Genomic DNA, 11,709 nt, shown 5'->3' with positions numbered 1-11,709 from the left:
ACGTGAATGCCGGGCGTCTTTATCGGGCGCCCGGCCGCTACCACACTATGGGATTGTTCCCGAGGGGAGAGCACGCGATGTCCATACTACGGGCGCTGTTGCTGGGGTTGCTGGCTGCGCTGGTCGCCGCATCCGCATGGTCGGGTACGATTAGTGTACCGGGCGATCAACCAACCATCCAGGCTGCTGTGAATGTTGCCGCACCGGGGGACACGATCCAGGTGGCAGCGGGAACCTACAATGAGAGTGTAACGGTTGACAAAGCGCTCTCGCTGGTGGGTGCACAAGCCGGCGTCAAGCCAGTTGATGGTGGTCGCGCGGGCGGTGAGAGCACTATTCAGGGCACGGTGACGATCACTGCCGACAATGTGAGCGTGAACGGCTTTGAGATTGCATCAAGCGGGGTAGGCATCGGTTGGCCCGCGAATACTGTGAACCGGTCGGGCCTCACGCTGACCAGCAACTACGTGCATTCCACTACTGGCCTGGCGGGCGTCTACCTCCTGAGCCCATCAACTGCCAGTGGAGTGATCGGCGCAGCGAATATCACCATCAGCGACAACCTGATTGCCGTGGGCGCACCAGGCAGCCTGAGCCTGGGTGGGATTCTGGTATCTGGAGGCGCGTCGGGGACGGCGAACTACAGCAGCCTCGCGATCACGGGCAATGTGCTCTCCAGCCCGGGCGGGGGATTCGGCGTGGGCACCTACGCTCTGGCATTGGCCATCAACGCTCCGGTGATCACAGGGAACACGGTATCGAACACCGGCTATGGGATTTGGGTGCGTGGGCTACAGGATGCAGTCATCGAGGAGAACGTGTTCGACCATGCCGGCGCCATCGCTCTGGGAATCGATGCCGACGGCGCGTCGGTGAAAAACAACACTTTCCGGAATTCCTATCCTTCTGAGAGCGACGGAGAGGCTTCCTGGGGCCTAACGCTGATGGGGACCGATCTCGGGGGCAGTTGCAGCGACATTGATGTGCGGGACAATGACTTCGAATTCAATAACTATGCCAATGCAAGCCGGCCCGAGTCCGGGGCGCTGGTGATGAGTGGATGCGATGCTGGAAGCATCGTGTTTCGCAATAACAATTTCATTGACGGCGGGCAGGCGACGAGTGCCGTGGCGCTCAGCAGCGAAGCCGTAGGGGTGGTGGATGCGGATAACAACTGGTGGGGCAGTGCGGAGGGACCGTCGGACCCCGTGGGCACCATCGAAGTCCCGGCATCGCCCGAACCGGCAGCGGCGGACATGGCTAACGCGGCCCCGGCTGGATCCCTGGGCGGCGCAGTGTCCGAAGGCGTGGATTACTACCCGTGGCTCGGGTCAGTGGGCCTGCACGGCGAGGGCGTCGTTCTCGCCTGGGACAAAGACACGATGAAGTTCTACCTGTGCGACGACCCGTCGAACCCGGAGACCGGGACTGAGCTGGTGAACGGGCAGAGCTACACGGTAGCAGGGGAGGCGCTGGTCTGCACCATCACGGGTGTCGACGGCGACAGGCAGGTGGTTGTCACCAATGCGGAGACGGGCAGCACGCCGAATGCGCTGCGGGTGCGGTGGTACAAACTTGGCGGCGCCCTGTACCGTGCCTATGGATGGAGCACCGTAGGCGGGACGACGAAAACTGTTGTGTACCAGCGGGGACAGACCTATTTCTACGACACCGCGACCTGGGCGAGCGGATACTGGGGACTGGCCCACACGATCACGGACGGGCCGGACTGGGATGTGGATTACAGCGCGGTGAAGCAGCCGTAACGCCCGTGGGTGTGGCTCGGGTGAGGAGGGGCATCGGCAAGCGCCGGATGTGCGGCCGGACCCGGGTGCGCGGAGAACGGCCTGTCGCCCAGGTTCCGGGGCTCAAGGTGCCGTTGCGGGGCGGCATTCCGGGGGCTTCCGCCCCCGGCTACAGACTGCCGCCCGCTTCGAGGGCTGTGAGGCAACGGTTCGGGGTGAAGGGCACGCTGAACGCAGATTCGGCCCCAGCCGGCACGAATCCCACATGATCGATGTGCCTCCGCGTGGGGCGCCTTTGCTTGACGCCTCACCGGGGTTCCACTAGACCCGCCGACTGGCTCTGGTGGCTGGTGCCGGAGCTCGCTTAGCCCTGAGCCGCTTGTCCCGGACCTCGGGGCCATGAACGCCGAGCAACAGGAGGCCAGGCGACGTCCGCCGGCAATCCCGATGGTGACCGAGAAGCTCGTTGTGCAAGCAGGGAGGGCGTTGGCAGCCGCGCTGGCAATGGTCTTTGCGTGCGCACTCGCTCACGGCCAGGGGTTCATGGCCAAGCCGATGTCCTTCGACGTCACGGTCACGCCGGGGGTGGCCATCAGCGGCGAACTGGAGTTGCGCAATACGGCGAATGAGCCTCAGACGCTGAATGTGCAGGCTCTCTACCTGTCGCAGAGCGTCACCGGCGGCTGGGTCGCGCTGGACCCCAAGGATGAAAAGACCGACGTCACCGGGTTGCGCTCGTGCGCCGAGTGGGTCCGCCTGGACCCGTCGAAGCTGGAACTGCAGCCCAATGAGGTGAAGAAGGTGCGGCTGCTAGTGCGCACGCCGACGGGTGTGCGCGGGTTCTATTCGGCGGCAATCGTGGTGGAGAATGAGCCGGTGAAGCGCGGCAGTTTCAAGATGGTGGTGCGTTTCCTGCTTCCCATGCGCATCAACATCCAGGGCGCGCCGGCGCGGGAGGACATACACATCACTGATGCGGATATGCGGTTCCTGGACGAAAAAGACCGCACGCCGCGCCCGAGCGACATCAAGATCCCTACGACCGCGGTGATCATCAAGGCCAAGAACGCCGGGGAGACGTACGGGAAGCTATCAGGGAAGGTCACGGTGCTGCGCGATGCCGGCGGGCGCTGGCGACGGCTGTCAGAGGTGGAACTGCCGGAGCGTGGGATCGTGCCGGGAGTGGAGATCGCCCCGGTGGTGGACCTGGAGCGGAGACTGCCGTCGGGGAAGTACAAGGTCTCAGCCGCATTGTCGGTGAACGGCCGGCGCTTGCGCACGGTGGAGCGCGAACTGGATTTCACCGGTGACCCGACGGTCACCAGTGCGGCGGGATATGTGCAGATGGCCCTGCCGGAGTTCCTGGAAGTGGAAGCTTACCCGGGGGCGATGCGGTCGGTCAGCGCGACGGTGCAGAATCTCTCTGATGAACCCGGGAATGTCTCTTGCAGGTTGTTGCGGCCGAAGGCACTGAGTGGGGTGACGATGGGCGATGTGTCCGGCGAGATGTTCAATGCCGCAGAGTGGCTGGAAGTGCGGCCGGAGCAGTTCACCCTGCGCCCTTCGGCGGACCGCAACCTGCGGCTCACCGTGCGGGTGCCGGAGGACAGACCTATCCCGGCAAACGCCTATGCAGAACTGCACTTGCGGGCGACCCATGAGGACGGCGGCGCGGCAGGGGATGCCACCGCCTTGGTGTGGGTGCGCAATGTCCGTGCGGAGACGGTGATCGCGGGGGTATCTGAGAACCTGGAGATCGCCCACCAGGACGGCTCGCGGTATTCAGTCTCGGCGGAGTATGTGAATATTGGCAATGTGCATTTCAAGGCCGGCTGCAGTGTGTCCGTGGTGAATGCCGCAGGCACTGCGGCTTTGAGCGTTCCGTTGGAGACTACGGTACCGCTGGCACTGCCCATGGGCAAGCTGGTCTTTTCGGGGACCCTGGACTTTGCCGACGTCGAGCCAGGAGAGTACGAACTGATAAGCGCGCTGGATCTTGGCCCCAACAGCCCAAATGACAAGCTGCGTATCCGGGTCGAAGACGGCCCCCAGGGGAAGCGCGTGTCCGTCCTGAGTGTGCAGCTGCAGGCCCCAGCCCCCACCCAAGACCCTGTAGGAGCAGAAGATGAGCGGAAGTAGCCCAGCGCGTGGCTGGATGTGCCTGACCGCGCTCGTGCTGGTTATCTGCGTGTGCTCGGGCGATGATGCCCCGACCGCGTCTGAACCGGCGGAGGCCGAGCCCTTAGTGAGCAATTCATTCTTCAACACCGACATCCGCCAGGTGCTGAGCGACATTGCGCTGGATGCCGGGGTCACAATTCTGCAGGATGAGAGCGTGGCCGGTTTCGTCACGCTGGAGCTGCAGGATGTTCCCCTGAGCCGGGCACTGCGACTTCTGCTGCTTCCGCTGGGGATGGTGTACAAGCAGATCGAGCCGGGCGTGTACCTCGTGACGGCGTCGGACCCCATGGCACCCAGTTACCGGCTGGTTGCGGACACCGAGATCTTCACTCTCACGCACCTGGAGCCCGCTGACGTCAAGAAGCTTCTGCCCGAGAAGTACTCGCAGTACATCACAGTTGACGCGAAGACCCGGCGGTGTCTGGTCTATGCGCCTGAGGAGATCATTGCGGCGATACGGCCATTGCTGGCGGCTCTTGACGCTGCGCCGGTGCAGGTGATGATCGAGGCGCTGGTGCTTGAAGCGAACGCGGCGGATGTGCGCAGTTACGGTCTGGCGGCGGCGACGACGCACATCGCGGTGGATATCGCCAGCGGGCTGCTGAACTACCAGTCCAATACGACCGGCGTCGGCGGTGACAACCGGCCGGGAACTGGCGGCCCGACACCAGTCCCCGGCAACATCCTGGCGGGTTTGAAAGCGCTCCTGCGCAACAACAAGGCGACGCTGCGGGCAAACCCGAGGATTGTTGCGGCAGACGGGGAGCAGGCGGAGATTGAGGTGGGCACGGAGCAGTATTTCAGCCTGCTCACCGGGTCGGCGGCGTATGCGTACACGCGACTGGAAAAGGTGGATGCCACTATTCGCCTGACCATCTCGCCGCGGGTTATGAGGGAGACCGGAGAGATTATATGCCACATCGAGCCGAGTGTGGCCGACGTGACGGGTGAGGGTGTTGAGGGGCTTCCGGTAATTACGATTCGGCGCGTGAAGTCCAACGTGCGGGTGCGAAGCGGGCAGGCCATCGTGATCGGCGGGCTGCTGCAGGAGACCACCAGCACGTCGGTGAGCAGTCTCCCTGTACTGGGGGACTTGCCGGTTATCGGGAAGCTGTTCCAGTCCCGGCATACCGAACGGGCCCAGCGGGACATTATTTTCGTGATCGCGCCGCACTTGCTGGACGAGCAGGGGCAGTGCCAGGGCCCGCTGCTCAGTGAACTGCTCATGTCCAATGCGGCTGTGACAAGCTGCGATCAGATTATGTCGCCGCGCGGCGCACGGCTCGCTGCGCCGGCGAGCAAGCCGAAGCCGTCTCAGTCCGCGCCGAGAGCTCCGGGAAGCGGACTGCGGGAGAGCTTCCGGGCTCCCGCGGGATAGGGCCCGAGGGGTTACCAGTCCGCGACCGATCCGTCTTCGTGCCACAGGCGCGGGTTCTCCCAAGCGCCATCGTAGAGTTGCTCCGCCAGGGCCTCTTCGTCCACTTCGATGCCCAGGCCCGGTCCGGTTGGTGTGGCCACGTATCCGTTCTCAACGGTGAAGGGCCGCTTCAGATACCCTTCACCGAGACAGACCTGCTCCTGGCACAGGAAGTTGGGGGTGCAGGCGTCCACCTGGAGGCACGCCGCGAAGGCGATGGGGCCAAGGGGACAGTGGGGCGCGATGGCGGCGAAGTAGGTCTCGGCCATGGATGCGATCTTCCGCATCTCCGAGATTCCGCCGCAGTGGGAGACGTCGGGCTGGAGAATGACGGCCGCGGCCTTCTCAAGTACTTCGCGGAATCCGAAGCGAGTGAACAGGCGCTCGCCGGTAGCAATGGGGACTTTGGTGCTGCGGGCGACCTGGACCAGTGCGTCCACGTTCTCGGGCAGGCAGGGCTCCTCGATGAACATGGGGTGGTAAGGTTCCAGGGCCGCTGCGAGCTGGATTGCGAGAGCTGGCCCAACGCGACCGTGGAAGTCGATGCCGATGTCCACGTTCTCGCCGACGCCTTCGCGCAATCCCGCGAGGCGTTCCACCGCCCGGTCGATGAAGCCCGGGCCTTCGATGAAGCGAGCGGCGTCAAAGAGACCGGTCTTGACTGCCGTGAAGCCGCGTTCAACGGCGGAGCGCCCAGAGTCCCTGGCCTGTTCGGGCGTTGCTCCCCCCGCGTGGGCGTAGACGCGGATCTTGTCGCGCACCGCGCCGCCGAGAAGCTGGTAGACGGGGACGCCCAGCCACTTGCCGGTGATGTCCCACAGGGCCTGCTCAATGCCGCTGAGGGCGCTGGTGAGCACGGGGCCGCCCCGGTAGAAGGCCCCGCGGTAGATGGCCTGCCAGTGGTGCTCGATGCGGCGTGGGTCCTGGCCAATGAGGTAGCGGCCCATTTCCTGGACCGCCGCGGCGACGGTCTGCGACCAGCCCTCCACGATGGGTTCGCCCCAGCCACAGAGGCCCTCGTCTGTATGCACTTTCAGGAAGAGCCAGCGGGGCTTGACGAAGAAGGTTTCCAGGCGGGTGATCTTCATGGTCAGTGATCCCTCAGGATGCAGAGCAGCCCGCCGTCAACGGTCAAAGACGCCCCATTGACGAAGGACGAATCGGGTGACACGAGAAAGGCGATTGCCGCGGCAACTTCGTCGGCGGAACCGGTGCGGCCCATGACTTGCGCGGCGCTCGGACGGGGCTGCCAGGTGGCCGGGTCGGCGGCCTGATTGCTACGGCGGTCGTACGCGGACAGGTCGATGGTGCCGGGAAGAACGGCGTTGAAGCGGATACCGCGTGAGCCGAACTCCAAGGCGAACCCGCGTGTCAGCCCGTCCAGCCCGGCCTTGGATGCTGCATAGACCGCAAAGCCCGGAAATGTAGCTACAGCGTGGACGCTGGAGACGTTCACCACCGCGCCGCCCCCCGCCGCGAGCATGTGGGGAACCGCCCGGCGGCTCATGAGATAGGCGCTCTTGAGGTTCGTGTCCATCACGCGGTCCCAGAGGTCTTCCTCAAGCTCGGGTAAGGGCTTGCCACGGGTGATCCCCGCGTTGTTGGTGAGGATGTCGATGCGACCGAAGGCTTCGAGGGTGGCTGACACGATGCGGTCGCAGTCTTCGGCGAGGCCCACATCCGCCTGGACGAAGATGGCGCGGCCGCCGCGATCCTCGATGGCCTGGACCGTGTTGGCGCCGCCTTCGGCATTGCGGTTCGCGACTACGCAGATCGCTGCCCCAGCATCCGCAAGGCGAATTGCGGTGGCACGGCCTATCCCCGACGACGACCCCGTGACGATCGCGACTTTCCCGGCGAGACTTGCGTTCACTTCGCGCGCGCCCTTCCTCAGCGGCCCGCAACGGCAGGCCGCAGTTGTGTCAACGTGCGGACGGTACACCACCCTGCGCAGCGACGCAAGGGGGTTGTTGGGGGCCGGGGAGGTCTTTGCCAGAAAGAGGGGAAACCGGGCATCTCGGAGCGCCAAGTACCGCAGCACGTTCACGGGGAAGTGATTTTCCATGCCCGCACTGAAAATCACCGATGTCCGCGCAATCACCACCTCGCCCGGAGAGGGCAATATCCAGCGGCGGTTGGTCGTGGTGAAGATAGAGACCTCCGAGCCCGGGCTGTACGGGCTTGGCTGCGCGACTTTCACGCAGCGCCATGCAGCGGTGCGCGTGGTGGTGGACGAGTTCCTGAAGCCGCTCCTGACCGGCCTTGATCCGCGCAATTCCGAGGATATCTGGCAGACTGTGCACGTCAATGCCTACTGGCGCAGCGGCCCGGTGATGAACAATGCGCTGTCCGGGGTGGACATGGCGCTGTGGGACATCAAGGGCAAGCTGGCGGGGATGCCGGTGTACCAGCTTCTCGGGGGAAAATGCCGTGAGGCGGCGGCGATCTACCGGCATGCGGACGGAAAGGAGCCGACGGAGGTTGAGGATCGGGTTCGGGCATTCATGGAACAGGGGCTGCGCTTCGTGCGGGCACAGATGGGTGGGTATGGCGGGAAGTCCCGACCGTCCGTCAGCCCCGAAGGGAGCCCGGGAGGCGAGTACTATGATCCGGCTGCCTATGCCCGAAGCGTGCCGCTTCTCTTCGCGCACCTGCGGGAGACCCTGGGGTTCGAGGTGGAACTGCTGCATGACGTGCACGAGCGTCTGGTGCCGATTGATGCGGTGCGGCTGGCCAAGGAACTGGAGGAGTACCGGCTGTTCTACCTGGAGGATCTGCTGCCGCCCGAGCAGATTGAGTGGTTTCGGATGGTCCGGCAGCAATGCACCACGCCTCTAGCGATGGGCGAGCTGTTCGTGAATCCCAACGAGTGGAAGCCCCTGGTGAACGAGCGGCTGATCGATTTCATCCGCTGCCACATCAGCGCGATCGGGGGGATCACTCCGGCGCGGAAACTGGCGACGGTGTGCGAGGCCAACGGCATCCGCACCGCCTGGCATGGGCCGGGCGATGTGTCGCCGGTGGGGCATGCGGCCAACGTTCACCTGGATGTGAGCAGCCCCAATTTCGGGGTGCAGGAGTGGGCGGGACTGACGGAGCTTGAGCAGGAGATGTTCCCGGGATGTCCGGAAGTGCGCGGCGGGTATGTGTACCCGAACGACAAGCCGGGGCTGGGGATCGACATCAACGAGGAGCTGGCGGCGAAGTACCCGTGCCCCGAGGGCGTGCTGACCTGGACCCAGGCCCGCAGGCCGGACGGCAGCCTGTACTACCCGTAGCGCGGCAGTGGACCGTGTTCGAGGGAGGCAAGGCGCATGACAGAAGCGACGCTGACGGTGAACGACGACTTCTCGCTGGCCCATTTCGCACCGGCGACGGAGGGATTCCAGCCGCCTGCCGGCGTGTTTGACCCGAGCGGAGTCTGGGAAACGACCTTCGACTTGTGGGAGACAACCCAGCGGGCTTACAAGGTCGGCGCGTTCTCACTGACGCGGACTCCGGTGGATGGTGAACGGTTCCGGCTGGAGATGCGACTGCGGAAGCTTGCAACACTTGGCTCGCAGTACTGCATCGCGGGGATGACCTGCGCGACGGACGCGCTCGCCACGCCGCTGGACTGGGAGCTGGAGACGGTCCTGTGTGACGACAAAGGCCAGCCGATCGAGGAGACGCGGTTGCGCGAGACCGGGCTGGCGATTCCGGGCGGATTGAGGGTTCGGATCGGTGACAGGGAGCGGACCGTGCCAGTGCAGGGGGCGATGGCCTTCTGGTTCGGACTGTTCGAGGCGGTGCAGCGCAGATCCGCGCCGGATGCGCCGGCGCTGGAGTTCACGCTGATCGACCGGTTCAACCAGCAGGTGAAGCCGCGGCAGAAGCTGGCCTTCCGCAGGGCGGCGACCATCGAGCTGGGGGGCAAGCGGGTGTGGCGGGAGAATGCGGTGGAGTTGGAGGCGGGTACGGTATATCGCCCGGTGGAGGCGCGTGAGGGGGCCGTGGCGACGAAGGTCAACGCCTGGGAGCAGACCGGGTTCGGCGTGCTGCCCACTGTGTATTGGGTGGATGATGCGGGACGACTGCTCATGGTTCTGTCGGGCATCGCCGCGTATGTGTACAAGGGCCCGGGGCAGAAGGTCGTGGCACCGTGGGAGGGTGATCTGGCATGAAGGCGCGAGAATCCACGGTGACCGGGACCGGAGCGGTCAGCCGACGGGACTTCCTGAAGACAGGCGCAATGGCCGCGGCAGCACTGGCAGCAGGGCCAATACGCTCTGCGCAGGCAGCACCATTGGGCAGGCCCCCCAACTTCCTGTACATCCTCTGCGATCAGATGAACCTGGACGCAATGTCGGCGCTGGGCTGCCGGTGGGTACAGACGCCAAACCTGGACCGTCTCGCGTCGCGAGGCGTGCTGTTCACCCAGTCGCACAGTACGAACCCAGTGTGTTCCCCCGCCCGGAGCGCGCTGTTCACCGGTCGCATGCCTGTGGAGACCGGGGTGGTCCACAACGAGCTGGCGATCCGCGAGGGCATGCCGAATCTTGGTGAATGGCTTTCGAGTCAGGCGGGGTACGACACTGCGTATTGCGGCAAGTGGCACTTGCCGATGGGTTTTGCTACGCCCGCGATGAAGGGGTTCCGGGCGCTGCCCTCCGGGCGAAGCAACGGTCAGATCGACGATGCATGGGTGTCCCGATCCTGCGAGGCGTTCCTGCGGAACCGTCCCAAGAAGGAGGCGAATCCGTTCCTGCTGGTGGCTTCGTTCCACCAGCCCCATGACATCTGCTACTGGATGTTGTCGCCGGAGACGCTAGTGCCGAGGGACCTGCCCCTGGAGAGCATTCGCGACGAGCTGCCCGAGTTGCCGCCGAACCATCGCAGCCGCCCGCCAGGGCCCGCGAAAGTGGGCAACGGCTTCTCAGGGTTCGACACGGACTTGCGCTGGCGATACTACCTGTACTGCTACTACCGGATGGTGGAGATGCTGGACCAGGATGTGGGCAGGCTCCTGGATGCGCTGGAGGACACCGGGCTTGCGGAGGAGACGGTGGTGGTGTTCACGGCGGACCACGGCGAAGGCGCGGGCCGCCACGGGAATGTGCAGAAATGGCACCCGTACGATGAGTCGATGAAGGTGCCGATGATCTGGTCCTGTCCGGGAAGCATGGAGCAAGGGCTGGTTGACAGCACCCACTTAGTCTCGGGCGTTGACGTGGTGAGCACTGTCTGCGACTTCGCCGGTGTTGCGCCTCCGCCGGATGCCAGAGGCTTGAGCCTGCGCCCGTTGGTGGAGGGCCGGGAGGACACCCCCTGGCGGGAGTTCATTGTGGCGGAGTGGCAGTATGAGGGGCGGATTGTGCGGACGCCGCGGCATAAGCTGGTCACCTGGGGCAATGACCCGTCGGTTCAGCTGTTCGACATGGTGACAGACCCTTGGGAGACCACGAACATCGCGGACCAGCCGGGCTCGGACGCCATCATCGCTGAGCTGCGAAAGATGCTGGACAAGTGGAACGCGAGCATGGATGTGGCGCCTGTAGGCTAGTTGCCGGAAGATCAGCGCAAACGCCCGGCGGGAGAGGACTCCTGCCGGGCGTTCGTGCTTTGCGGGAATCGATGGACTATTGGCTGTAGCGGGAGTCCCAGTAGCCGCGGGTGCGGAGGATCTCGGAGGCCTTCAGCCACTTGGCATGTCCGTCGACGAAGCAGGAGTTGCTGCCTTCGTTGTGGCGGCCGGTGGTGTGGACATAGGTCGGGTTACCGGTGTCGGATTCCACGTTCCAGTATCCGCACCAGGCCACCGCGTTTGTACCATCTCCGGTCTCGGTGATCATGATCAGGCCGGCCGGGGCAGTGATCTGTGCCATCTTGCGGGCGGTACATCCTACAGTGCCGCCGCTGGGGGTGGTGGAGAGGTTGTAGCCATAGCCACCGCAGCATTTGGAGCGGTTGCGCCAGTCGCTGTTGGAGGGGCACAAGAAGACCTGCTCGTTTTTCGTATACGGCTGCACGGCGTAAGACCACGGCCAGTCACCGAAGGCGATGGCCGGGCGGGGCTGGTAGCAGTGGCGGGGAAGGACCTCGTCGTAGTCCTGTGCGTACATGAGCACGGCAAGGCCCTGCTGCTTGATATTCGACAGACAACTGCTCTGCCGGGCTTTCTCGCGTGCGCGCGCGAAAACCGGGAAGAGGATCGCCGCCAGAATGGCAATGATGGCGATGACGACTAGCAACTCAATCAGCGTAAAACCGCGTCGCATATCGGACCTCCTTGCAGGATTGGGCCGGGGCCCACGGCGGGTAACCATAGCATACTCGGTCTGGTGGCTGCAATGGCAAATGACAGCACCGAGGCGTGGAATGCCTCGG

The 11,709-nt window shown here is 64.6% G+C and carries 9 protein-coding genes; 6 read left to right on the top strand and 3 right to left on the bottom strand.

Annotated elements, in window-relative coordinates:
* Positions 1-77 precede the first annotated feature (77 nt).
* From HPY44_17490 to HPY44_17480, 3 genes are all read left to right on the top strand, one after another.
* Positions 78-1,766 (top strand): right-handed parallel beta-helix repeat-containing protein, encoded by a 1,689-nt coding sequence (locus HPY44_17490; protein NSW57798.1) that lies wholly within the window; start codon positions 78-80, stop codon positions 1,764-1,766.
* 378 nt (positions 1,767-2,144) lie between these two features.
* A complete protein-coding gene (locus HPY44_17485; GenBank protein ID NSW57797.1) occupies positions 2,145-3,884 on the top strand; it encodes a hypothetical protein in 1,740 nt (579 codons plus the stop codon).
* On the top strand, positions 3,871-5,304 hold the full coding sequence (locus tag HPY44_17480) for a type II secretion system protein GspD (GenBank protein NSW57796.1): 1,434 nt from the start codon (positions 3,871-3,873) through the stop codon (positions 5,302-5,304). Before HPY44_17485 ends, HPY44_17480 begins: the two co-directional genes overlap by 14 nt.
* 11 nt (positions 5,305-5,315) lie before the next feature.
* Here HPY44_17480 and dgoD read toward each other — a convergent pair whose 3' ends face one another.
* Together dgoD and HPY44_17470 are read right to left on the bottom strand one after the other, a co-directional pair.
* Entirely contained in the window at positions 5,316-6,431 is a 1,116-nt protein-coding gene (gene dgoD, locus HPY44_17475; GenBank protein ID NSW57795.1) for a galactonate dehydratase, read from the bottom strand.
* 2 nt (positions 6,432-6,433) lie between these two features.
* Complete coding sequence (locus tag HPY44_17470; GenBank protein ID NSW57794.1) at positions 6,434-7,216, bottom strand: SDR family oxidoreductase; 783 nt, start codon at positions 7,214-7,216, stop codon at positions 6,434-6,436.
* A gap of 190 nt (positions 7,217-7,406) precedes the next feature.
* On the opposite strand from HPY44_17470, the gene HPY44_17465 reads away from it, so the two are divergent.
* From HPY44_17465 to HPY44_17455, 3 genes are read left to right on the top strand one after another with little or no spacing between them, the layout of a single operon-like run.
* Complete coding sequence (locus tag HPY44_17465; protein NSW57793.1) at positions 7,407-8,621, top strand: starvation-sensing protein RspA; 1,215 nt, start codon at positions 7,407-7,409, stop codon at positions 8,619-8,621.
* A 36-nt stretch (positions 8,622-8,657) separates the two neighbouring features.
* Positions 8,658-9,506, top strand: a complete 849-nt coding sequence (locus HPY44_17460; GenBank protein NSW57792.1) for a hypothetical protein — start codon at positions 8,658-8,660, stop codon at positions 9,504-9,506.
* Positions 9,503-10,885 carry a sulfatase-like hydrolase/transferase gene (locus tag HPY44_17455; GenBank protein NSW57791.1) on the top strand — a complete coding sequence of 461 codons (1,383 nt, stop codon included), beginning with the start codon at positions 9,503-9,505 and terminating at the stop codon, positions 10,883-10,885. The genes HPY44_17460 and HPY44_17455 overlap by 4 nt, the downstream gene beginning before the upstream one ends.
* A gap of 76 nt (positions 10,886-10,961) precedes the next feature.
* On the opposite strand, the gene HPY44_17450 is transcribed toward HPY44_17455, so the two are convergent.
* Entirely contained in the window at positions 10,962-11,600 is a 639-nt protein-coding gene (locus HPY44_17450; protein ID NSW57790.1) for a prepilin-type N-terminal cleavage/methylation domain-containing protein, read from the bottom strand.
* Between the last annotated feature and the right edge of the window lie 109 nt (positions 11,601-11,709).

The sequence above is a fragment of the Armatimonadota bacterium genome, from assembly GCA_013314775.1.
GTDB lineage: Bacteria > Armatimonadota > Zipacnadia > Zipacnadales > JABUFB01 > JABUFB01.
Note: the sequence above shows the minus strand (reverse complement) of the source record. Positions and strands in the feature narration are given on the sequence as shown.

Bases quoted from the DNA above. Each gene is read 5' to 3' on its own strand.
- HPY44_17490 (NSW57798.1), top strand. From the start codon at position 78: ATGTCCATACTACGGGCGCTGTTGCTGGGGTTGCTGGCTGCGCTGGTC.
- HPY44_17485 (NSW57797.1), top strand. From the start codon at position 2,145: ATGAACGCCGAGCAACAGGAGGCCAGGCGACGTCCGCCGGCAATCCCG.
- HPY44_17480 (NSW57796.1), top strand. From the start codon at position 3,871: ATGAGCGGAAGTAGCCCAGCGCGTGGCTGGATGTGCCTGACCGCGCTC.
- dgoD (NSW57795.1), bottom strand. From the start codon at position 6,431: ATGAAGATCACCCGCCTGGAAACCTTCTTCGTCAAGCCCCGCTGGCTC.
- HPY44_17465 (NSW57793.1), top strand. From the start codon at position 7,407: ATGCCCGCACTGAAAATCACCGATGTCCGCGCAATCACCACCTCGCCC.
- HPY44_17460 (NSW57792.1), top strand. From the start codon at position 8,658: ATGACAGAAGCGACGCTGACGGTGAACGACGACTTCTCGCTGGCCCAT.
- HPY44_17455 (NSW57791.1), top strand. From the start codon at position 9,503: ATGAAGGCGCGAGAATCCACGGTGACCGGGACCGGAGCGGTCAGCCGA.
- HPY44_17450 (NSW57790.1), bottom strand. From the start codon at position 11,600: ATGCGACGCGGTTTTACGCTGATTGAGTTGCTAGTCGTCATCGCCATC.